Origin of the sequence: Rhodoplanes azumiensis, from assembly GCF_042682915.1 — a bacterium.
GTDB classification, from domain to species: domain Bacteria; phylum Pseudomonadota; class Alphaproteobacteria; order Rhizobiales; family Xanthobacteraceae; genus Rhodoplanes; species Rhodoplanes azumiensis.
On the sequence record NZ_JBHUIW010000012.1, the window covers coordinates 120364 to 142213 of the forward strand.

The 21850-nt window shown below is 69.9% G+C and carries 22 protein-coding genes; 6 read left to right on the top strand and 16 right to left on the bottom strand.

Going from position 1 to position 21850, the window contains the following annotated elements; translation table 11 throughout:
- Nucleotides 1-176 precede the first annotated feature (176 nt).
- Nucleotides 177-419, bottom strand: a complete 243-nt coding sequence (locus ACFSOX_RS12190) for a FliM/FliN family flagellar motor switch protein (protein ID WP_111355802.1) — start codon at nucleotides 417-419, stop codon at nucleotides 177-179.
- 69 nt (nucleotides 420-488) lie between these two features.
- On the opposite strand from ACFSOX_RS12190, the gene lipB reads away from it, so the two are divergent.
- Complete coding sequence (lipB, locus tag ACFSOX_RS12195; protein ID WP_378478111.1) at nucleotides 489-1241, top strand: lipoyl(octanoyl) transferase LipB; 753 nt, start codon at nucleotides 489-491, stop codon at nucleotides 1239-1241.
- A 145-nt stretch (nucleotides 1242-1386) separates the two neighbouring features.
- Here lipB and ACFSOX_RS12200 read toward each other — a convergent pair whose 3' ends face one another.
- From ACFSOX_RS12200 to ACFSOX_RS12235, 8 genes are all read right to left on the bottom strand, one after another.
- Nucleotides 1387-1695 carry an acylphosphatase gene (locus ACFSOX_RS12200; protein ID WP_378478084.1) on the bottom strand — a complete coding sequence of 103 codons (309 nt, stop codon included), beginning with the start codon at nucleotides 1693-1695 and terminating at the stop codon, nucleotides 1387-1389.
- On the bottom strand, nucleotides 1692-2156 hold the full coding sequence (locus ACFSOX_RS12205; RefSeq protein WP_378478085.1) for a gamma-glutamylcyclotransferase family protein: 465 nt from the start codon (nucleotides 2154-2156) through the stop codon (nucleotides 1692-1694). The genes ACFSOX_RS12200 and ACFSOX_RS12205 overlap by 4 nt, the downstream gene beginning before the upstream one ends.
- Nucleotides 2157-2339: 183 nt before the next feature.
- Complete coding sequence (locus ACFSOX_RS12210) at nucleotides 2340-3434, bottom strand: DUF2336 domain-containing protein (RefSeq protein WP_378478086.1); 1095 nt, start codon at nucleotides 3432-3434, stop codon at nucleotides 2340-2342.
- A gap of 293 nt (nucleotides 3435-3727) precedes the next feature.
- Nucleotides 3728-4795 (bottom strand): hypothetical protein, encoded by a 1068-nt coding sequence (locus ACFSOX_RS12215; RefSeq protein WP_378478087.1) that lies wholly within the window; start codon nucleotides 4793-4795, stop codon nucleotides 3728-3730.
- Between the two features lie 109 nt (nucleotides 4796-4904).
- The gene (locus ACFSOX_RS12220; protein WP_378478088.1) at nucleotides 4905-6122 is read right to left on the bottom strand and encodes a CoA transferase; all 1218 of its coding nucleotides are present in this window, start codon (nucleotides 6120-6122) and stop codon (nucleotides 4905-4907) included.
- Nucleotides 6123-6278: 156 nt separating this feature from the next.
- Nucleotides 6279-7205, bottom strand: a complete 927-nt coding sequence (locus tag ACFSOX_RS12225; RefSeq protein WP_378478089.1) for an HpcH/HpaI aldolase/citrate lyase family protein — start codon at nucleotides 7203-7205, stop codon at nucleotides 6279-6281.
- A gap of 101 nt (nucleotides 7206-7306) precedes the next feature.
- Nucleotides 7307-8164, bottom strand: a complete 858-nt coding sequence (locus ACFSOX_RS12230; protein ID WP_378478090.1) for an HTD2 family dehydratase — start codon at nucleotides 8162-8164, stop codon at nucleotides 7307-7309.
- 356 nt (nucleotides 8165-8520) lie between these two features.
- Nucleotides 8521-10542 carry an acetyl-CoA carboxylase biotin carboxylase subunit gene (locus ACFSOX_RS12235; protein ID WP_378478091.1) on the bottom strand — a complete coding sequence of 674 codons (2022 nt, stop codon included), beginning with the start codon at nucleotides 10540-10542 and terminating at the stop codon, nucleotides 8521-8523.
- On the opposite strand from ACFSOX_RS12235, the gene ACFSOX_RS12240 reads away from it, so the two are divergent.
- Entirely contained in the window at nucleotides 10541-11086 is a 546-nt protein-coding gene (locus ACFSOX_RS12240) for a P-loop NTPase family protein (protein ID WP_378478092.1), read from the top strand. The genes ACFSOX_RS12235 and ACFSOX_RS12240 overlap by 2 nt on opposite strands.
- Before the next feature lie 89 nt (nucleotides 11087-11175).
- Here the strand turns inward: ACFSOX_RS12240 and ACFSOX_RS12245 are convergent, their stop codons facing one another.
- On the bottom strand, nucleotides 11176-11760 hold the full coding sequence (locus ACFSOX_RS12245; protein ID WP_378478093.1) for a phasin family protein: 585 nt from the start codon (nucleotides 11758-11760) through the stop codon (nucleotides 11176-11178).
- 399 nt (nucleotides 11761-12159) lie between these two features.
- Between ACFSOX_RS12245 and aroQ the strand changes: the two genes are divergently transcribed.
- From aroQ to accC, 3 genes are read left to right on the top strand one after another with little or no spacing between them, the layout of a single operon-like run.
- Nucleotides 12160-12615: a type II 3-dehydroquinate dehydratase gene (aroQ, locus tag ACFSOX_RS12250; protein ID WP_378478094.1), complete on the top strand. Its 456-nt coding sequence runs from the start codon at nucleotides 12160-12162 to the stop codon at nucleotides 12613-12615.
- 38 nt (nucleotides 12616-12653) lie between these two features.
- Nucleotides 12654-13112 (top strand): acetyl-CoA carboxylase biotin carboxyl carrier protein, encoded by a 459-nt coding sequence (accB, locus tag ACFSOX_RS12255; protein ID WP_378478112.1) that lies wholly within the window; start codon nucleotides 12654-12656, stop codon nucleotides 13110-13112.
- A gap of 20 nt (nucleotides 13113-13132) precedes the next feature.
- The gene (gene accC / locus ACFSOX_RS12260; protein WP_378478095.1) at nucleotides 13133-14485 is read left to right on the top strand and encodes an acetyl-CoA carboxylase biotin carboxylase subunit; all 1353 of its coding nucleotides are present in this window, start codon (nucleotides 13133-13135) and stop codon (nucleotides 14483-14485) included.
- A 229-nt stretch (nucleotides 14486-14714) separates the two neighbouring features.
- Here the strand turns inward: accC and ACFSOX_RS12265 are convergent, their stop codons facing one another.
- The 3 genes from ACFSOX_RS12265 to ACFSOX_RS12275 form a co-directional block, all read right to left on the bottom strand.
- Entirely contained in the window at nucleotides 14715-15050 is a 336-nt protein-coding gene (locus ACFSOX_RS12265) for a response regulator (protein WP_378478096.1), read from the bottom strand.
- Between the two features lie 271 nt (nucleotides 15051-15321).
- Nucleotides 15322-16950 carry a GMC oxidoreductase gene (locus tag ACFSOX_RS12270; protein ID WP_378478097.1) on the bottom strand — a complete coding sequence of 543 codons (1629 nt, stop codon included), beginning with the start codon at nucleotides 16948-16950 and terminating at the stop codon, nucleotides 15322-15324.
- Nucleotides 16947-17795 carry an aldo/keto reductase gene (locus tag ACFSOX_RS12275; protein WP_378478098.1) on the bottom strand — a complete coding sequence of 283 codons (849 nt, stop codon included), beginning with the start codon at nucleotides 17793-17795 and terminating at the stop codon, nucleotides 16947-16949. The genes ACFSOX_RS12270 and ACFSOX_RS12275 overlap by 4 nt, the downstream gene beginning before the upstream one ends.
- A gap of 357 nt (nucleotides 17796-18152) precedes the next feature.
- Between ACFSOX_RS12275 and aat the strand changes: the two genes are divergently transcribed.
- Nucleotides 18153-18881 (top strand): leucyl/phenylalanyl-tRNA--protein transferase, encoded by a 729-nt coding sequence (gene aat, locus ACFSOX_RS12280; protein ID WP_378478099.1) that lies wholly within the window; start codon nucleotides 18153-18155, stop codon nucleotides 18879-18881.
- Here aat and ACFSOX_RS12285 read toward each other — a convergent pair.
- From ACFSOX_RS12285 to ACFSOX_RS12295, 3 genes are all read right to left on the bottom strand, one after another.
- Nucleotides 18878-19957: a methyl-accepting chemotaxis protein gene (locus ACFSOX_RS12285; protein WP_378478100.1), complete on the bottom strand. Its 1080-nt coding sequence runs from the start codon at nucleotides 19955-19957 to the stop codon at nucleotides 18878-18880. The genes aat and ACFSOX_RS12285 overlap by 4 nt on opposite strands.
- Before the next feature lie 168 nt (nucleotides 19958-20125).
- Nucleotides 20126-21070 carry a DUF2155 domain-containing protein gene (locus tag ACFSOX_RS12290; RefSeq protein WP_378478101.1) on the bottom strand — a complete coding sequence of 315 codons (945 nt, stop codon included), beginning with the start codon at nucleotides 21068-21070 and terminating at the stop codon, nucleotides 20126-20128.
- A 199-nt stretch (nucleotides 21071-21269) separates the two neighbouring features.
- Complete coding sequence (locus ACFSOX_RS12295; RefSeq protein ID WP_378478102.1) at nucleotides 21270-21686, bottom strand: NADH:ubiquinone oxidoreductase subunit NDUFA12; 417 nt, start codon at nucleotides 21684-21686, stop codon at nucleotides 21270-21272.
- Between the last annotated feature and the right edge of the window lie 164 nt (nucleotides 21687-21850).

Genomic DNA, 21850 nt, shown 5'->3' on the forward strand with positions numbered 1-21850 from the left:
TGCGGGCGGATCTCCGCCCCCGGCCCGGCGGAAAGGCTGGTAATGGATGGAAATCCGTGGCCGACGCCGAACGCACCGGGCGCGGCGACGTCCCGGCCGGAGGCTCCGTGGCCCGACGAGCCGCCTTCGCGCAACCGCCATGCCCTGGCGAGCGGGGCGGTGCCGGACGGCCGATCCTATCTGTACTCCGGTGAGCGCGGCAGCATGCGGCGGACCTCGACGCCGATGCGGCTCCCCGAGACCACCACGGCGCCCTCGGCCACGGGGTGGTTGTTGACGAGGATCTTGACGGAGTCGTTCTCCTTGCTGTCCAGCTCGATGATGGCGCCGCGGCCGAGCCGCAGCACCTGGTGCACCGGCATCACGGTCGAGCCGAGCACCACCGCGATGTCGAGCGAAACAGTGTCGAGCGTGGCCACCGCGACGATCCCCCAGCATAGTCTCCCCGGCCGAGAGAACACCACGGTTATGGTTAGCAGGTGATTAACATCGACGCTCCCGATGCGCCGGGCGGGGACACGGCCGGCGCCGCCCCGCTCGGTCCGGTCGAGTGGCGCATCGCCGATGCGCCAGTCGACTACGCGCAGGCGCTCGCCGTGATGGAGGCGCGCGCCGCCGCCATCGCGGCCGGCACGGCGCCCGAGCTGGTCTGGCTGATCGAGCACCCGCCCCTCTACACGGCCGGCACCAGCACCCGGGCCGAGGATCTGCTCGACAGCCGCTTCCCGGTCCACACGGCCGGGCGCGGCGGGCAGCTCACCTATCACGGGCCCGGCCAGCGGGTCGCCTATGTGATGCTCGACCTGCGCCGCCGCAAGCCCGACGTGCGCTGGTTCGTGGCGTCGCTCGAGGCGTGGATCATCGACACGCTGGCGCGCCTCAATATTCGCGGCGAGACGCGGGAGGGCCGAGTCGGCGTCTGGGTGGCGCGGCCGGAGCGCGGCGACGGCCGCGAGGACAAGATCGCCGCCATCGGGGTGCGGCTGAAGCGCTGGGTCAGCCTGCACGGCATCAGCCTCAACGTCGACCCGGACCTGACGCATTTCTCCGGCATCGTGCCGTGCGGCATCGCCGATCCGCGGTACGGCGTCACCAGCCTGGTCGATCTCGGCCATCTGGTCGAGATGCCGGAGGTCGACACGCTGCTGAAGGCGGGATTCGAGGCGGTGTTCGGCCCGGTGCGCCCCCTGCCCGGCCCGCCGCCCGAGATTTTTTCACCGGCGCGCGATCACGGGGATTGAGGTGCGCCTGGCGTGCCCAGCCCCCGGCCGTCATTCCGGGGCGCGTGCCGAAGGCGCACGAACCCGGAATCCAGCCGCAAGCACCGAGTGCTCTGCTGGATTCCGGGTTCGCGGCTCCGCCGCGCCCCGGAACGACCGAGGCGCCTCACATCGTCGACAGCACGGAGAATCGCTCGCCCGGCCGGCGATGCTCCAATTCGCGCGGCGTCGCCTGGTCGATCGCGATGTCGTCGACGCGCGCGCGGAACGGCCCGCGCCGGCAGGCGGCGACGAACGCTTCGACCATCTCGGCCGGCCCGGCGACGACGATCTCGACCGCCCCACCGACCCGGTTGCGCACCCAGCCTTCGAGGCCGAGGCGGGTCGCCTCGTGCTCGCTCCAGCCGCGATAGCCGACGCCCTGGACGCGGCCGCGCACCAGGAGGTGCAGGACGACGATGCCGGGCGCGGTCACGCGATCTCTCCGATCTCGCGCCCCCGGGCGCCCGAAAAGCCCGCCGGCGCCATGCGGGCGAGCGTCGTGACATAGGCGTCGGACAGACCGACCTCGCGGGCGGCACCGACCACCAGGGCCATGTAACCGGGCCGCGGCCGTCCGGCGCGGCGTGAGCGGGCGACATAGACGAGCGCCGGGACACGCCGGCCGCCGAGCCGGATCGGCAGCGTCACGGCCCGATAGAGGCCGATATCGGTCCGCTCGTAGGCGTTGAGGGCGGCGCGGTCGCGCGGGCCGAGGCGCCAGAGCACGCCTTCGACCCGGCCGCCGGCGGCCGGCACCACGGTGGCATAGCCGTCGTCGTTGACGATCACGGCATGGCCGTCGAGCACGCCGAGGCCGATCTCGTGGGCGGTCGGGCAGCGCCGGCGCATCAGGGCGCGGCTCATGTTGGATCCGTAGGCGAAGCAGAGCGTCATGGCAGTCGACGGTAGGCCGTGGAACGACGGTCGGATCGACGGATCGGACCCGACTTCCGCTCGTCCCCGCGAAAGCGGAGATCCAGGGGCGTCACGACGAGGAACTCTAGAGCCCCGCTTTCGCGGGACTGAGCGGAGGGTGGGGGGACGTCCGTGAAAACCAATCTATCACGGCTCGCGCCGTCACAGCATGCGCTGGAAGTCGGCCTTGGAGATCGCCTTGCACGACTTGACGAAGCGCACCACCCGGTTGGCCGTGTCGGCGGTGAGCGCCAGATAGCGCTCGAACGCCTTCTTGGTCTCCGCCTCGCCGGACACGTTGCCGACCGTCGCCAGCACCCGCTTGGCGTCGGGCCAGCCGAGCCCGATCGACTTGCACAGGATCAGGAGCCCGTCGGTGGCGCCCTGGCGCATCAGGTTCTTCACCGTCGGCACCGGCAGCTTGCTCAGCGCGGCGAGCGCCTCGATCGTCTCGGTGCGCTTGCCGGCGCGGGCGAGCTCGCCGACCTTCGACTTCAGGCGGTCGGCGTCGAGATGCAGCACCGTGCCGGGCGAGTAGCTGTCCTTGTCGATCTGGGCGCGCTCGCGCGCCACCTCGGTCGCGATGTCGGCGAGCGTCTTGGTGATGCGCACCCGCATGTCGGAATCGGCGTTCTTGAGGAGCCGATTCTTGACCACCTCGGTGGCCTTGCGCAGCAGGTGCTGGAAGACGTCCGGCGGGATGTCGGAGCGGGCGACGAACTGCTCGGCCAGCCGCCCGTCCGCCTGCGCCTTCTCGGCCACCTTCATGAAGCTCGGCCGCGAGAAGCGGGCGCCGTGATTGCCCGTGACCTTGAGCGTGACCTCGTCGTCGCCGCGCTCGACCAGCACCTCGGTGACCCGCTCGGTCAGCGTCTCGCGGCCCGCGATGGCGGCGAGATGGGCCTGGCTCTTGGTCTTGGCGAGCTCGATCAGGAAGTCGTCGGAGAGGATCTTCGAGCGCTCGATCAGCGGCCCGGAGATCGCGATGTCGTCGTGCTCGGCGAGCGAATGGACGGTGCGGACCGGCGCATTGGCGGCGGGCGCGAGCTGCTTCGACAGACGGATCAGCGCGCTGCGCTCGATCTTGTCGATCAGGTGCAGCATCACGTCGTCGAACACGGCGACGTGGTCCTCCGTGTAGCTCTCGACGTTCAACAGGAACAGATCACTGACGCGCCGCAGGATGTCGGCGCGCTGCACGCTGGATCCCGCGCTCAGCGTCCGCTCCAGCTCGTCGATCAGGGAGGGAACGCTCATCATGCCCGTACACGACCCGTAAAATTCCACCCGCGACCAGTACAGTCTCGACCTCTGAAAGCAGAGTTAATGCCCCTGGTCCCGAATTCGACGATTTCGACCCACCGGACGCCGCGGTTAATGTTTCGGCGCGTCTCGCGGGATGATTCCCTATATGAACACGTAGAATTACGACGTCACGCCTAGCCCGAGATCATCCTGAACGAAGCGTCACTGGCGATCCGAGACTTCGATTCCTCAGACGGCGATCTCGACGACCGCGCGCCGCTTCCGTCGCGGCGGCGGCCCCCTGCTCAGGCCTTGCGCCAGAGCGTCCGCAGGAGCGTCTTGAACAGCTTCGATCGCGATCGCTGCAGGGCGGAGAGCTCGCCGAGCAGCGTGTCCCGTTCGTTCATCAGCTTGTTCAGCTCGCGATCCGACACGGCGAGGAGATCGCCGAGGCCCACCTCGTTCGCCCCGGCGGCGGCGCGGCGCGCGAGGCTCAGCAGCGGCGGATCGCCGTAGGTGACCCCGGGCGGGGCGAAGCCGCGGGCGTAGCGCGTGCCGAAATGCTCGATCGACAGGAAGAACGGATCGGGCGCCGCCGGCTGGTAGACGTCGAACGCCCGACACAGCGCCAGCGTCATGGCACTCTCGAGCGGTCCGGCGAACGAGGCGTCGCGATCGTAGAACCACGGCGTGTCGACCCAGCGGCGGAGTTGCGCATCGCTGACGAAGAAGCCGCCGACATGCGGATTGCGGGGCGGCGCGAAGCCCTGCTCGCGGCCGTGGAAGCGGCCGGCGAGCCGTTCCGGCGCGCTCGCACGTCGCATCCCGAAGGCGTACAGACTGTCCACCGGAATGACCGGCCAGGCCGCCACCAGGGCGGGCGTGCCCGACTGCGCCATCTCGTAGCGCAGCGGCAGGAGCAGCCGCTCCGGCCCGAACTCGCGCTCGAACCACGCGAGCTTGTCGAAGAACAGCGGGTCGTGGACGAGCATGTCGTCCTCGACCACGGCGTAGAAATCATACTGACCAAGGCGCTCACGGATCACGCGCTGCGTCTCGAAGCCGAGCTGCATGGGCGGCCCGTCCCACTCTTCGAGCGTGTAGGTCGAGGGATCGATCCCGACATGCTCCATGATGCCCTTGCCGGGCACCTGAAGGACCACGATGTCGAGCACCCGCTCGCCGGAGTCGCCCGGGAAGCCTGCGGCCGCGTTTTCGGCGTGCCGACGCGGCCCGAAATGGCGATGGAACGCCACCAGCATGGCGTTGACGGCGGCGATGCGTGCGACCGGATCGATGCGGCTCGCGAAGAACGTCGCGGCGGGATCCTCGGCCGGCTCGAAGAAGTGATGGGTGACAACCAGAATACGCATCGCCGGTCGACTTGAAGCCTCGGTCTCGGAAGAAGACCGTCAGCTCATATCACAATCCGGCGCCACACGAAGGCCGAAGGGGATCGGGCCGTGACGACGCCAACCTCGCCTACCGCTTCGGGCCGGCGACGATGTGGTGGTCGTGCAGCCAGGCGATCTCGTGGTCCGGATAGCCGATTTCGGAGAGGATCTGGTCGGTGTGCTCGCCGAGCTGCGAGGCGCGACGCGGCGGCTCGCGCTCGAGCTCGGAGAACTCGAACGGCGTGCCGGGCACCAGATACGCGCCGATGCCGGGCTGCTCGAGCCGCGAGAACATCGGGTTCTCGGTCGAGCAGTCCGGATCCTCCTCGGTGACTTGGCGGAAGGTGCGGAACACCGACCAGGTGACGCCGTGCTCGTCGAGCGAGCCGGCGAAGTCCTCGACACAGCGCTCGCGGAACCACGGCGCGAGGATCTCGGTGATCTCCTTGCGGGCCTTGAAGCGGTCGCCCTCGCGCGACAGCCGCAGGCCGAGCCGCACGCCGAGATCGTCGAACTCCTCGTGCAGTCCGGTCGTGTGGCGCAGCCCGTCCCACTGGCGATTCGTCAAAGCGACGATCATCACCCGCCGGCCGTCCGCGGTCTCGAAGTCCTGGCCGTAGGCGCCGTAGAGGGCGTTGCCGTAGCGCGGCCGGTCGAAGCCGTTGACCTGCACCTCGCCGATGATCCCGAGATGGCCGAGCGTCGCCAGCGCGACGTCCTTGAGCGCGAGCTCGACAAGCTGGCCCTTGCCGGTGAGCCGCCGGTGACGCTCCGCCGCCATCAGGCCGAGCGCGACCTTCTGGCCGGTGATCAGATCCCAGGCCGGCAACACGTGGCAGACCGGATCCTGCGAGCCCTCCGGCCCGGTGGCGGAGGGAAAGCCGACGGCCGGGTTGACCGTGTAGTCGACGGCCGGGCCGCCGTGGCGGTCGCCGGAGAGCGCGACCATGATGAGATCCTCGCGGTGCTTGCGCAGGTTGTCGTAATCCATCCAGCCGCGCACCCGCAGATTGGTCAGGAACATGCCGCGGTCGGGCCCGGGCTCGCAGATCAGCCTTGTGACGATCTCCTGGCCGCGCGGCGTCGCCATGTCGACGGCGAGCGAGCGCTTGCCCTTGTTGAGGCCGGCCCAGAACAGGCTCTGGTTGTCCTTGGTCACCGGCCAGCGGTGATAGTCGAGCCCGCCGCGGATGCGGTCGAAGCGGATCACGTCGGCGCCGAGCTGCGCCAGCGTCATCCCGGCGAACGGCACCGCCACGAACGCCGACCCTTCGACGACGCGCATTCCCTCCAGCACCTTGACCATCACGCTCCCTCGACTCTCGCTCTTGATCCGTCACCCTGAGGGGCCCCGCGAAGCGGGGCCTCGAAGGGCGACGGCCGCCTCGACCGTGGCCGTTCATCCTTCGAGGCTCGCCGGCGGCGAGCTCCTCAGGATGACGGGTCGAACGGTGTGACCACCTCACCCCTCCGGCAGCAGCCCGGCGAGCTTCGCGCGGGATACGATCGTCTGCGCCATCCGGATCGAGGCGACGTCGACCATGCGGCCGTCGAGGCTGATGGCGCCGTGGCCCTGGCGGCTCGCCTCGTGCCAGGCGTCGAGCACCCGGATCGCCCAGGCGAGCTCCTTCTCGGGCGGCACGAAGGTCGCGTTGACGGTGTCGATCTGGGCCGGGTGGATGCACCACTTGCCGTCGAAGCCCATGGCGCGGGCGATCCGGCATGCCTTGGCGAAGCCCTCCGGATCGCGGATCCCGGCGAACGGGCTGTCGATCGCCCGCTTGTCGAAGGCGCGCGCCGCCGTGACGATCGTGTGCATGATGTGGTGCCAGCGATGGCCCGGATAAAGCGTGTCGTGCTCGTCCGGCTCGCCGATCGAAGCCATCGGCATCCACACCGACGCCGCGTAGTCGCCGGCCCCGTAGATCAGCGCCTCGAGCCGCGGCGACGACGACGCGATCGCCCGGATGTCGACGGCGCCGAGCGCCGTCTCGATCAGCGCCTCGATGGCGATCGGGCGCGCGAGACCCATCGCGGCCTCGATCTGGGTCAGCAGCGTCGCGACGAAATGAACGTCGGACGCGGCGCTCACCTTCGGCACGACGACGAGATCGACGCGGTCGCCCGCCTCCTCGACCACCTCGATGAGGTCGCGATAGGCGAACGAGGTGTCGAGGCCGTTCATCCGGAACTGGCGCAGCTTGCGGCCGAAATCGAGCTCCTTGAAGGCGCGCACCACGTTGCCGCGCGCCGCCTCCTTCTCGGCGGGCGCGACGGCGTCCTCGAGATCGATGCAGACCGCATCGGCATTCGCGGCGGCAGCCTTCTGGATCATGCTCCAGTTGGAGGCCGGCACGATCAGGATGGAACGTTCGAGGCGATCGGTCATGCGAGTCTGCCGGCTTTCATTGCGTCCGAGCGGTCAGCGCACCGCGTGAGGGGGCACCTTGCTTCAAGCCAATCCGCTTCAAGCCAATCCGCTCCAACCGATCAGCTCCAACCCACGGTCGCCTGCATGCCGACATGGCCGTCGCCGTTGACGGTGAACAGATCGGTGCCGCCGTCGTCGCGGGCGACACCCATCAGGGTGACGCGGTCGTGGCCGAACACCGGATGCACGGCGCGGAACGAGTAGCCCGCCGGCACCCGATCGGGCGCGCGGCGCTTGGCCGCCTCGAGCAGGAGGAGTGCCTGCAGCGGCCCGTGCAGCACCAGGCCCGGATACTTCTCGGTCTCCTTGGCGTAGGGCAGATCGTAGTGGATGCGATGGCCGTTGAAGGTCAACGCCGAGAAGCGGAACAAGAGCACGGGATCGAGCGACACGGGCTCGCTCCAGCTCGGGCTCGCGGGCGCTTTGGTGGGCGGCGGCGGGGTGAACACCTTGGGCATCGGCAGATAGACGATGTCCTGCTCCTCCTCGACCGCGAGGCCGCGGCCGGAGCGCACCGTGTGGCGCACCGTGACGAACACCATCCGGCCGGTCTTGCCGTCCTTCTCGGCGACCTTGATGATCTCGGACGTCTTGTGCAGCACGTCGCCGACGCGCAGCCGGTCGCGAAACACGTAGCGGCCGCTCGCCCACATGCGGCGCTCGAGCGATATCGGCGGCAGGAAGCCGCCGCGCTTGGGGTGTCCGTCGGGGCCGATCTCGCGGGCCGGCGCCATCGGCAGGAAGTAGAGCCAGTGCCACAGCTCCGGCAGCGGCGTGCCGACCGCATAGTCGGTGCCAACCTGGTCGAGCGTCGCGGCGAGCGCGCGCGGCGGTGTCGGATAGGCTTGGTCGCTCGCCTCCTCGGTGCGCCCGACCCAGTCCTGCAGGTTCACCGCATCGGCATTCACGTCGTTCATGCTGCTCGTCCCCAGATGCTGGCCCCGACGACGAGGGAACGGCGTCCGGCGACGCGCACCCAATGCGACCCGCACGAAATGCGACCCGCACGCGATGCGTCACGCACGCCACGCCCGTCTCACCTCGACCCGGTCGACGACCGGGCCGCCCTCCTCCGGCGGAACGACCGGCACCGTCCTGGCGCCCGACTGTGTCGACACTAAAGCGGCTCTCGGGTCCGAGTCATCGGAACCGAAAACCGCTCCGGGAGCACGCAGTCATTGTGAGCGATCGACGGCGAAGCTGACAAGGTGGTCCGGCACCGTCGCGCCCCCCCGCGGCGCGAGGCCGCGGGCGGGCGTCGGCGCGTCGCCGATCAGGCGAACTCCAGGATGACGGCGTCGACCGGCAGGCTGTCGCCCTTCTTGGCGTGCACCTTGGCCACCGTGCCGTCGCGCTCGGCGCGCAGCACGTTCTCCATCTTCATCGCCTCGATCACGGCGAGCGTCTCGCCGGCCTTGATCTCTTGGCCCGCCGTCACCTCGACCGAGATGACGAGGCCCGGCATCGGGCACAGCACCCGCTTGCCGGTGTCGCTCTTCGCCTTCTCGGGCATCAGGCGGACCGCGAAGGCCTCCCAGGGCTTGTAGACGTAGACCTTCACCTCGATGCCGTGGTGGGTCATCAGATGGCCGTTCGGGATGTCGCGCACCTGCACGGCGATCGGCTCGTCGTCGATGACGCCGAGCCACAGCGCCTCACCGGGCTTCCAGGTCGATTCGGTGTAGCGCTTGCGCCCGCGCTTGCCGTCCTCGATGAAGTGGACGTCGATGCCGTTGCCCTCGCGCTCGACCTCGAGCTCGACCTCCTGATCGCCGACCAGCACGATGCGGCGGCGGTCGCCGGGCACGTGCGGGTGCTTCATCTGGCCCGAGATCTTGCGCTTGCGCTCGGTCGTCTGGAATTCCATCACGGCCGCCACCGCGGCCATGATCTTGGCGCGGTCGCCGGTGGCCGGCAGCGGATGGAAGCCGTCCGGCCACTCCTCGGCGATGAACCGGGTGGAGAGCCGCCCGGCCCGCCAACGCTCGTGCTGCATCAGGGTCGCGAGGAACGGGATGTTATGGCGGATGCCTTCGACATAGAAGCTGTCGAGGGCGCGCGCCTGCGCGTCGATCGCCGCGATGCGCGTGTCCGCGTGGGTGATCAGCTTGGCGATCAGCGGATCGTAGTAGAGCGAGATCTCGCCGCCCTCGTAGACGCCGGTGTCGACCCGCACCGTCACCGGATCGAAGGCGGTGCCGTTGCGCTCGACCGGGGCGCGGAAGCGCACGATGCGGCCGATCGACGGCAGGAAGTTTCGCGACGGATCCTCGGCATAGACGCGGCTCTCGACGGCCCAGCCGGAGATCCGGATGTCGCTCTGCTTCAGCTGCAGCGGCTCGCCGGCGGCGACCCGGATCATCTGCTCGACGAGATCGACGCCGGTGATCAGCTCGGTCACCGGATGCTCGACCTGCAGACGGGTGTTCATCTCCAGGAAGTAGAAGCTCTTGTCCTGGCCGGCGACGAACTCGACCGTGCCGGCGGAATCGTAGCCGACCGCCTTGGCCAGCGCGACCGCCTGGGTGCCCATCTTCTCGCGCGTCTCGGCGTCGAGCAGCGGCGACGGCGCCTCCTCGACGACCTTCTGGTTGCGGCGCTGGATCGAGCATTCGCGCTCGCCGAGATGGATGACGTTGCCGTGCTTGTCGCCGAGCACCTGGATCTCGACGTGGCGCGGATCGACGATAAACTTCTCGATGAAGACGCGGTCGTCGCCGAAGGCCGACTTCGCCTCCGACTTCGAGCGGTTGAAGCCCTCGGCCACCTCGGAGCGGTCGTAGGCGATGCGCATGCCCTTGCCGCCGCCGCCGGCCGAGGCCTTGATCATCACCGGATAGCCGATCTCCTCGGCGATCCGCACCGCGTGGGCGTCGTCCTCGATGATGCCGAGGAAGCCCGGCACGGTCGACACGCCAGCCTGCGCGGCCGCCTTCTTGGATTCGATCTTGTCGCCCATCGCCGCGATGGCGCGGACGTTCGGGCCGATGAACACGATGCCGGCCTCGGCGAGCGCCGCCGCGAAGGCCTCGCGCTCCGACAGGAAGCCGTAGCCGGGATGCACCGCCTCGGCGCCGGTCGCCTTGCAGGCGGCGACGATCTTCTCGATGACCAGATAGCTCTGCGCCGCCGGCGGCGGGCCGATATGGACCGCGGTGTCGGCCATCTCGACGTGAAGCGCGTCCTTGTCGGCGTCCGAGAAAACCGCGACGGTCTCGATGCCCATCCGACGCGCCGTCTTGATGACCCGGCACGCGATCTCGCCGCGGTTGGCGATCAGGATCCGCTTGAACATGGTGTTACGCTATCCGCATCGGAAAAAACGAGGTGTTGAGAAGCCGCTCACGTTCCAGCCGCACCGCAAAAAAGTCAACGGCTTTACCACCCTCGGCGGGTGCGCCGATGGTCCTATGGACGCGACGACGCATCCGGACGAGCCGAATCCGAACCACTCTGCCGACAGTTCGCCAGGCCAGCGTCGGTGGACCGAACGGAGCACGAACACGCCCGGGCCGACGCAGCGGAACCACACACCCGTCTGGTCCGTGTCGAACCCGGCCCGAGACCGAAGCCTCTCCGCCGTCGTGCTCCGCGAAGACGAAGGCTTCACATTATTCAGTGATTCCTGGGCGGCGTGCTCGGGTCGATACTTCGCGCCGCCCGAGCACAGACTCCGCCCCGAAACCGGAATCCTGCTCGGTCAGAATGCCGCGTTCGCCGCTGGATTCCGGGCTCGCGCCTTCGACGCGCTCCGGCATGAGAAATTCTGCAAAGCCCCCCGCGACGGCGGAGAACCCTTCAAGTCGCGGACTCTCGACCGATACGAAGTCGATCGGTGAATACCGGGTCGTCCGTCTGCGCGGACGACGACCAACGCGAGGCTTCGCCGGCGAACCTGGTCGTGTCGCATGTGCAGCCGGCCGAGCCGTCAGCCCTTGGGCGGCGTGAACAGCTTGGCGAACCCTTCGAACGGGCTGGTGAAGCCCTCGAACGGGTTGGTGCTCCACGCCGAGAACTTCTGGGTCAGCAGGCCGAGCTCGGTCGACTGCGCGGTGAGCGCCTCGAACTGCTTGCGGGCATGGCTGGTCGACAGCTCGACCAGCTCGGACGGCGTCTTCACGGCGGTGAGGTCTTCGGCGAAATCGAGGGCCGCGTTGATGTTCGCCTTCATGAACGCGAACATCTTCTGGCGGTACTCGTCGGCCGCCGTCGCCGCCGCGGCGATCTCCTGCGGCGCCGGCCCGCCGTCGCGGGAGACCATCGACGCGACGTCGGCGGGGGTCTTCAGGGCGGCGAGATTCGCGGCGTAATCGAGCGCCGCGTTCAGGTTGCCGCGCATGTAGTCGAACACCCTGGCCCGGTAGTCGTCGGTCACCTGGGCGGCGGCGGACACGTCGTACCCCATCTTTTCCATTGCATCCTCGGTCTGAATGATCGCCTGGTCGACGACCTTCTTGAAGTCCTCGATCGCCTGGTCGGCGAAATCCGATCCGTGGTCGGTCTGGTCGTGCATGCCAAAAGTCCTTCGAGCAAGTCCTACGCGAGCAACGGGCAAGAGATACACGAGAAACAATACGGGGGGACGTCGGCGTTCAGACGCGCGGCCGGGGTCGCCGACCGGACCGGCGGACCTGCCCCGCCGCGATCCGAACCCCGACAGTGTAACGGCTTTGCATCGGCGGGAAAGGCGGAAAAGTTCTCGCCCCGGTAAGGTGACCCCGGTCGCTTTCGGGTCGGCCCCGACCCGTCCGCGCGGATGGGTCGACCCGTTCGACGGTGCGTCAGGGCTCGCCCGAAGGGTGGTGTCGACACTTCCCCTTCCGGCCCGGTCCCCCTATAAGACGGTCCGCCGGACGCGAGCCGGGCACCCCGAAACCGTGATCCGGGTGCGCTCCGACCCCGGTGGACGTTCATGAAGCCCACCGTCTACGTCATCAACGGTCCGAACCTGAACCTGCTCGGCAGCCGCGAGCCGGAGATGTACGGCCGCGCGACGCTCGCCGACGTCGAGGCGCTGTGCCGGACGGCGGGCGAGCGCCACGGGTTCGAGATCGTGTTCCGCCAGTCCAACCACGAGGGCGAGCTCGTCTCCTGGATCCAGGAGGCCGGCCGGGCCGGCGCCGTCGGGATCGTCCTCAACGCCGCCGCTTACACCCACACCTCGGTCGCCATCCTGGACGCGATCGCGGCGATCGCCGTCCCGGTGATCGAGGTGCATCTCACCAACATCCACGCCCGCGAGCCCTTCCGCCGGACGTCCTACGTGTCGCCGGTCGCCAAGGGGGTGATCTGCGGGCTCGGTCCGCAGGGTTACGGCCTCGCCATCGCGGGCCTCGCGGGCCTCGCAGGTCAGGAGACGAGAACGTGACAGCCGCCGACAACGACACGCCGGAGCCGGCGACCGGCATCAGCGCCGTCAACGAGGAGATCGTGCGCACCCTGGCGCGCCTCCTCGGCGAGACCAACCTCACCGAGATCGAGATCGAGCACGGCGGCCTGCGGGTCCGCGTCGCCCGCCAGGTCGCCGCCGTCCACGCCGTCGCGGCGCCGGCCCAGGCGGCGGCGCCCGCCGCCAGCACCGTCCCGGGCCTCTACGCCGTCTCCGACGGGCCGATGGACCCGTCCAAGCATCCGGGCGTCGTCACCTCGCCGATGGTCGGCACCGCCTACCGCTCGCCCGAGCCCGAGGCGCGGCCCTTCGTCGACGTCGGCACCCAGGTGAAGGCCGGCGAGACCGTGCTGATCATCGAGGCGATGAAGACCATGAACCAGATCCCGGCGCCGCGCTCCGGGACGGTGACGCAGATCCTCGTCGAGGACGGCCAGCCGGTCGAGTTCGGCGAGCCCCTGATGATCATCGAATGACGCGGGCCCCGAGGACCGCGATGTTCGAGAAAATCCTGATCGCCAATCGCGGAGAGATCGCGCTCCGCATTCTTCGCGCGTGCAAGGATCTGGGGATCGCGACCGTCGCGGTCCACTCGACGGCCGACGCCGACGCCATGCATGTGCGGCTCGCCGACGAGAGCGTCTGCATCGGCCCGCCGCCCGCCAAGGACTCCTACCTCAACATCCCGGCGCTGCTCGCCGCCTGCGAGATCACGGGCGCCGACGCCGTGCATCCGGGCTACGGCTTCCTCTCCGAGAACGCCCGCTTCGCCGAGATTCTGGAAGAGCACGGGCTGCACTTCATCGGCCCGAAGCCCGCCCATATCCGGCTGATGGGCGACAAGATCGAGGCGAAGCGCACCGCCAAGCGCCTCGGCATCCCGTGCGTGCCCGGCTCCGACGGCGCCATCGGGTCGGACGAGGAGGCGAAGGCCGTCGCGGCCGAGACCGGCTATCCGGTGCTCGTCAAGGCGGCGGCCGGCGGCGGCGGCCGCGGCATGAAGGTCGCGCGCTCGGAGGCCGATCTGCGCATCGCGCTCGCGACCGCGCGGGCCGAGTCGAAGGCGGCCTTCGGCGACGACTCGCTCTACATGGAGAAGTACCTCGAGCAGCCGCGCCACATCGAGTTCCAGGTGCTCGGCGACGGCGAGGGCCGCGCCATCCATCTCGGCGAGCGCGACTGCTCGCTGCAGCGGCGCCATCAGAAGATCTGGGAGGAGAGCCCGTCGCCGGCGCTCAATGCCGAGGCCCGCGTGCGGATCGGCGACATCGTCGCCAAGGCCATGCAGGAGCTCCAGTATCTCGGCGTCGGCACGATCGAGTTCCTGTACGAGAACGGCGAGTTCTACTTCATCGAGATGAACACCCGCATCCAGGTCGAGCATCCGGTGACCGAGGCGATCACCGACATCGACCTGATTCTCGAGCAGATCCGGGTCGCCGCCGGCGCCGGCCTGACGCTGCGCCAGGAGGACGTGACCTATCACGGCCACGCCATCGAGTGCCGCATCAACGCCGAGAACCCGATCTCCTTCCGGCCGTCGCCCGGCAAGATCCGTCACTACCATCCGCCCGGCGGCATGGGTGTGCGGGTCGATTCGGCGGCCTATCGGGGCTACGTGATCCCGCCCTATTACGACTCGCTGCTCGGCAAGCTGATCGTCCACGGCAAGACGCGGGCCGAGTGCCTGATGCGACTGCGCCGCGCCATCGACGAGTTCGTGGTCGACGGCGTCGAGACCACCCTGCCCCTGTTCCGCGCGCTCGTGCGCGACAAGGACATCCTCGACGGCAGCTATCACATCCACTGGCTCGAGCAGTTTTTGGCCAAGGGCGCCGTGGAGGAATGACGGAGTAAGGTCGGCGAAAGGCGTGCCGAAGGCGGGCCGGGCCCACGCCGCCCGGTATCGATTGGATCGGCCACGTAGGCACGCCGCTGCGCGGCTCACCCGACAGACTGCCGCGGTGTCGAGAGCGAGCCCCAAGAAAGAAAAACCGGACCCGACGGGAGGTTCGTCGGGTCCGGCAGTCGAGGCTTCAGATCGAGGCTCAGTCAGAGGCTTCAGTCGACGATGGGACTCACTGCGGCGCCAGCGTCGCCAGCATGGCGCACACGTCCTTGGGCGCATACGGCTTGGGAACGAAGGTCGATCCCGGCACCGGGTCGGAGATCCCCTTGAGGGTGCCGGAGGCGTAGAGCACGGCGAGATCGGGGCGCAGCTCGCGCGCCATGCGTGCGAGGCGCGTGCCGTCGACCTCGCCCTCGATGTTGATGTCGGTGAACAGCACGTCGACCGGGGTGCCTTCCTCCAGCACCTGGAGCGCGTCGCCCGCATTGGTCGCGACGTACACCTCGAAGCCCTGCTCCACCATGGCGTCCTCGATCATCATCGAGATCAGGACTTCGTCCTCCACCAGGAGGATCCGCGGCGGTCGATTGCGAGAAGCACCGATACTCATGGCCATTCCCCGACTCCTGCGACACGCCCGACCGGGACGATTTGATTCAATTTGTATTAAAAGCTTACGTTTTCAGAGGTTACCGAGGCGTTAACGCGCTCCCGCCCTGGTCTTCACGAACCGGTGAGGCACGGTGCGCGGGTGTGGAATGCTCGCCTCACCGCGGTCGGCGATCATCTTTTTTTTCGAAGTCGAACGCCGTCGGCCCTGGCCGATGCGTCGGTGGTCAGCCAACGAGCGACGGCGTTCCCGCATGGTCGCGATCGCGTTGCGCGTCGTGCGTCGCCACGGTCGTAACGGCCGCTCCGGCGCAGGTTCGGGAGAGGCGATCCGCGGCGCGCAGCGCGGCCATCATCAGCATCATGGTGGGGTTTGCACCGCCACCGGTCGGGAACACGGCCGTGGAGAGGACCGTGACATTCGGAATCCGGAACGTCTTCAGGTCGGCATCGACGACGCCGGACGCGGGATCGAAGCCCATCCGCACCGAGCCGCCAGGATGGTAGATGCCGCCGCCGGCGGCGAGCGCGCCGCGCAGATCGGTCGGCAGCGCCGGCACGACGCGCGCGAGACTGCTCAGCCGGCCGGCGTTCCAGGCGGACGCGAACGCCTCGGTGATCGCCGCCACATGCGCCGCGTCGTCCTCGTGCACGCGCCAGGCGATCCGGGCGAGCGGGCTGCCCAGAGCATCGAGCCGCTGCGACGACAACGTGATGCGGTTGTCGGGACGCGGCCGCTGCTCGACCACGACGTTCACGGCGAGCTCGGCGCCGTCGGGGAACAGGAGCCGCCGCTCGACGAACCGCCACCAGGCGGCGCGGGCGAGCCACGGCACCGCGCGGGCGAGCCCGGAGACGTCGGCGAGGCCCGGCACCTCGCGGCGCTGGACCTTGCGGTAGACGTCGCGCAGCGCCTCGAAGCCGCCCGGCGTCGCACTGGAAAAACCGATATGGACGAAGCCGGCCGGCAGCCCGCGGTCCCTGCGCAACGCGGCTCCGGGCTCGAAGCGCAGGTTCCGCATCGCCCGGCCCTCGAAACCGAAGCCGACCACCCGATTGAGCGCCGGCCGGTCGACGTCGACGAGCCGCGCCGTCGCGACCGAGACGTGGTCGTGGAACCAGCGGCCGAGCACGTCGTCGGGGGCGAAGATGCGGTCGTCGTGCTGACGGTCGGCGAGGAGAAGAAGCCGCGTGCTCTCGATCGTGCCGGCCGCGACGACCACCTCGGACGCGGCGACCGAAAGGATGCCGCCGCCCGGGCTGCGCACCGTCACGCGGTCGAGCCGTCCTTGCGGATCGGTCGAGAAATCCGTCGCGGTCGCGTTCAGCCAGACCTCTGGACCGCGCTCGGCGCGCAACTCGGCCCCGAACACGGTCGCGACGTTGCGCAGCCGGAACGGCGGCCATTTCGCCCAGCGCGGCACGAACGGGCCCGGCATCAGGGCGGGACGATCGTAAGGCCCGTCCCCGAGCCCGAACAGACGCTCGACCTCGCCGAGATACGCGGTCAGCACCTCCGGCCCGATCGGCCAAACGGGGTCGCCCGGGCGGGTCAACGTCATGTCGTCGGGCAGGAACGGCAGCATCGCCCCGCCCCACCGGCTCGAGGTGCCGCCGAGACAGCGGAAGCGGCCGCTGTCGGCACCGGCATAGACGTCGCCGTCCTGCTCCACGGCATTGAGCGGATGCGTGTCGGTCGGCTGCGTCAGGCCGCCGGATTCCGCCACGATGACGCGCACGCCGGCGCGCGACAGCCGCACCGCGGCGAGCAGCCCGGCGATGCCGCCGCCGATCACCAGCACGTCGGCGGTGCGGCGCTCGTTTGCACCGGAGAGCGCGGCGAGATCGCGGATCACGTCGTCGCTCCGGAGACGGCTTCGGCGCCCGCTGCCGGACCGCGGACCGCGAGCGCGTCGGCAATCGCGATCTCGGCGTATTGCCGCATGCGAGCCGGCTTGCGGGTGCTGACGATCACGCAGCCGGCGGGATTGCGCCGCAGAGCGGCCGCCAGCACGGCGGGCACGTCGACCGGCCCCTGCCGGGCCGCCGCGCTGACATAGCCATAGGTGATCTGCAGCGGTCGCCCGTGCGCGACGAGCCGATCGGCCTCGCGCCCCGTCAGTGTGTCGAGCGTCTGGACGACGGGTGCGAGCGGATGGCCGGCCGCGAACGGCGGCAGTCGCGTGGCGTCGACGGCGACGCCGAAACGCGCGACGCGGTCGCGTGCGCTCTCGAAGAAGCGCAGCCACTCCTCGGTGTCGATCAGCGCCGCGTCGGCCTCGTGCAGCAGATAGAGGTCGATGCGCTCGCGCCCGAGCCGAGCGAGGCTCGCCTCGAGCGACCGCCGCGCCCGCGCGACGCTCCAGTCGATCTCCGGACGCGACAGGGCCTTGAGAAGCTTGCCGGCCGCCTTGCGCAGGACAACGGCGCCGGCCGACTGGGCCTCGCCGCCGGGGGCGTAGATCCCGACCTTGGTGGCGACCGTCGCGTCCGGATGGCGCGCCAGCAGCGGGGCGAGGTCGCGCTCGGCGATCCCGAACCCGTAGTAAGGCGCCGTGTCGAAATGGGTGAAGCCGTGATCCCAGGCCGCGGCCAACACGTCGGCACGATGCTTCGCCCCGCCGGCGTTGAACAAGCCCGCGGTTCCGAACGCGAACCGCGACACCCGCATGTCGGTGCCGGGCAACACGACCTGCCGCATCGCTTTCGCCTTTCCGATCCGCTGTCGCCCGTAGCCGCGGCACGCCGACGCGACGGTCGAGGGCACGCTGGCGTCGCGCGCCTCGCGGGCTCGCGCGGCTCGTGTCGCACGGCGGCGTAACACCCGTCTGACAGCCGGGTCCGTCGCGGCCGGACCACCGCAGTGCGGGACGGCACCGATTTGCTTCGGACCACCCGGAGAGGCTACAAGCCGAGCCAGGACCGCGATCGCAGGACACTGCCCGGCGGTGACGCGGAGCCGGTGTCCGAACGTGCCACATCGGAGACGGTGGCCGGGCCGCCGGGGCGCAGGCCGCCGGGCGGCACCACGCGAGATCAGAAAGCAGACAGAGCGTTCATGGCCCGTCGCGACTCCGCATCGGTGGAGATCACCCCCGAGGTGCTGCTGAAGGCCTATGCCTGCGGCATCTTTCCGATGGCCGAGAGCGCCGAGGATCCGGCCCTCTACTGGATCGAGCCCGAGCAGCGCGGCGTCATCCCGCTGGAGGGTCTGCAGGTGACGTCGCGGCTCGCCCGCACGATCCGCTCGGAGCGTTTCACCGTGGTCGCCGATCGCGACTTCGACGCGGTGATCGACGGCTGCGCCGAGCCGGCGCCGGGCCGCACCCGCACCTGGATCAACACCCGCATCCGCAAGCTCTACGGGCGGCTGTTCGAAATCGGCCGCGCCCACACGGTCGAGGTCTACGACGGCGATGCGCTGGTCGGCGGGCTCTACGGGGTCAGTCTCGGCTGCGCCTTCTTCGGCGAGAGCATGTTCCACCGCGAGCGCGACGCCTCCAAGGTGGCGCTCGTGCATCTCGTGGCGCGGCTGCGGGCCGGCGGCTTCCGGCTGCTCGACACCCAGTTCGTCACCGACCATCTGCGCCGCTTCGGCGCCGTCGAGGTGTCGCGTCGCGCCTACCACAAGCTGCTCGCCGCGGCCCTCGTCGGCGAGGCGGACTTTTCGACCCTGCCCGTCGACGTGCCGATCCCTGGTGCCCGCGTGATGGAGCTGGTGCGCGCCGCTCCGGGCACCACGGCGCCCCTGCCCGGCCCCGGCTCGCTCTCGCCGGGCTCGCGCTAGCAGGCCTTGCGGACGATGACGCCGTACCAGCCGAGGCCCTTGTAGGTCTCGTAGCCGGGCGTCGCGTGGAAGGCGACCGGCGCACCGGAGGGATCGTGGACGCAACCTGAACGGCGGCCCTCGGTCTTCAGCGGCAGATGCTCGGTGAGGATGCCGGCGCCGTCCGAGGCGGCGATCACCCGCATGCGGCGATCGACCAGCAGCACGCGCAGCCGCGCGTCGTCGCCGACCCGGACGCCCGACACGATGGCGCGGGCCTGCGGCTCCCAGTCGAAATGGATGGCGAGGATACCGAGGAGCTTGCCGTCGGCGCGGCCGCCCTCGCGCACCGTCGCGCAATAGGTCGCGACCTGGGCGTCGCCGAGCTTCGGCTGACGCTCGATGTCGCCGGCCACGTAGTCGTCGCCCGAGCGCAGCGCCCGCGCCTCGCGGAACCACGCCTCGTGCGCCACGGTCGTGCCCTGCACGGCGAAGCGATCCGGCCGGCCGTTGGCCAGCACGGTGCCGTCGAGATCGCAGAGCCACAGGTCGAGATAGACCGTGTAGGCGGCGAGGATCACGCCGAGCCGCTCCGACGCATAGGCGCGCGCCGCGTCGCTCGGGTCGGCCGCGCAGGACACCACGGCCGAGTCGGTCGCCCACCAGCGCACGTCGCAGGTGCGCTCGTAGAGGTTCCGGTCGATCAGCTCGACGGCGTTGAGCGACAGGTCGACCATACGGTCGGCCAGCGACTGCTCGGTCATCTGCGCGATCGACGACATCAGCGCGCCGGTGCGGCGGGTGAGCTGGCTCTCGAGGTCGCCGGCGAGCGCGTCGATCTGCTGGCCGACCGCCCGCACCTCCTGGGCGACGACCGCGAAGCCGCGGCCCTGCTCACCCGCCCGCGCGCTCTCGATCAGCGCGTTCAGGGCCAGCATCTTCATCTGGTTGGTGATCTGCTGGATCGCCCGGGTCTTGTCGCAGGCGATCCGGTTGACCTCGGCGGTCAGCGATTCGGTCAGTCCCGAGATGTCGGTCGTCGCCTCGGAGGGGCCGCCGTCGCGCAGGACGGCCGCCGACTGGTTCGATGGGGGCATGTCGAACACCGTCGAAGACAGGCTGAAGCAGGATCAGAACAGTAATTAGTCGAGCTAAGTCTTACAGATGAATTAATGATCTGCCGACCGTGCTGCCGATAGATTGGGCATGACGACGACGCCGGCACGACGATCACGGCCCGCGTGGCAAGCTCGCGACCGTCGACGTCACTGGAACCGCGGCGGCGCCGGGAGACTCTGCGCCGCGGGCGGACGCGGCTGGCGCTGCTGGGCGGGTTGCTGGCGCGGCTGCTGGCGCGGCGGCGGGGCGGCCGCCGGCGGCGACGGCGCGGGAGGCGGCGCCTCGGCCACGTTGGCGGCCCCTTTGCAGTCCGACAGCCACACGTCGTAGATCGAGTGCTCCACCCCGTGCAGGCCGGGGCTCGACGCGAACATCCAGCCGCGGAACAGCTTCTTCACCTCGCCCTGGAGCGTCACCTCGTCGACCTCGACGAAGCCGGTGGTATTGGGGGCCTCGGTCGGCGGGCGGGTGTAGCAGGCGCGCGGGCGCACCTGCAGGGCGCCGTACTGGACCGTCTCGCCGAGCGACACCTCGAAGCGCGTGATCCGTCCGGTGATCTTGTCGAGGCCGGAGAAGATCGCGATCGGGTTCGGCACCTTCACGGTCGGCACCTCGGTGACGACCTCCTCGGGAAGCTGCGGCGCCGCCGGTCCGGAGGCCGGGGGCGAGCCGCCACCGGCCGGAGGCGGCGCGGTCGCCGTGGCGGGACCGCCGCCGGGCGCGCCCGCAGGTGGTTGTCCGGGCCGAGCCGCGGTGGCGGGCGCGGCCGACGGAACCGGTCCGGGGGCCGGAGCCGTCGCGGCGCCCGCGGGCGGTGCCAGCGGCTGCGATTCGATTCCCGTCGCGCCGCCGCCCGGCGCGGCGCCTCGCCGCTCCGGAAACAAGGGCGGTGGCTCGTCGAACTGCTCGGGCGGCAGCGGCGTGACGGGCTGCAGGGATCCGGGCGGCGGCAGCGGCTCGCGGCGCGTCGGAACCGAGGACGGTGGCCGCGGCGGCGGCTCGCCGAAGATCGCGCCGAACTGAGCGGCCGCCGGCGCCATGGTCAGCAGAAGCCCGAGGAGCAGCAGCGGCGCGCGCGAAAATCCTGGCATGAATCTCGTCATCCGAAGCGGAGGCGGAACGCCCGCGGCGCGCCCGACCCGGGGCGACCGACCAGACGTGCTCGCGCGACGTCGCGCTCGCGAGGAGGCGCAATTAACACGCGGATTGCGGCATCGAAAGGGAAACGAAACGGCTTTCGCGCCTGGATTTTCCGGTCCGGCGCCGGCGGGTCCGGCGGCTGGCTCGGATTCAGCGGCCCGGCGTCCAGGCCTTGTAGTCACCGGTCGCGGCGGGCCGGCGATTCTGGGCGAGCGTCGAGCCCGGCGGCCGCCAGGCGCCGGGCGTGCCGGTGAGGTTCGGCCGGTGCGGCTTCCACCACTCCCGCGGGGTCACCGACTGCTCGGTCGGCGGCACGTCGACGGTGTGATGGATCCACCCGTGCCACTCGGGCGGGATGCGCGACGGCTCGGCGAGGCCGTTGTAGATCACCCATCGGCGCTCGAAGCCGAGCGCCGGACTGATCCGCCCGCCCTTCTCCCGGTAGTACGTGTTGCCCTGATCGTCCTGGCCGACCAGCTCGCCGTGGCGCGCCGTCCACCACTGCGTCCCGAAGGTCTGGCCGTTCCACCACGTGAACACGCGCGTCAGGAAGGTCTTCAGGTCCATCGTCCACCTGCAGGGCCGGAGGCTTTGCGCGTTTCTGCCACCCGGTTGCCTGGAAGTCCAGACGGCGGCGCCCGATCTCGGTCGGGCCGGGAGCCGTGACCGTGACGCACCGGCCGACAGGACGGAAAAGGCGAGTCGCAGCGACTCGCCCGGCGACTCGGGCG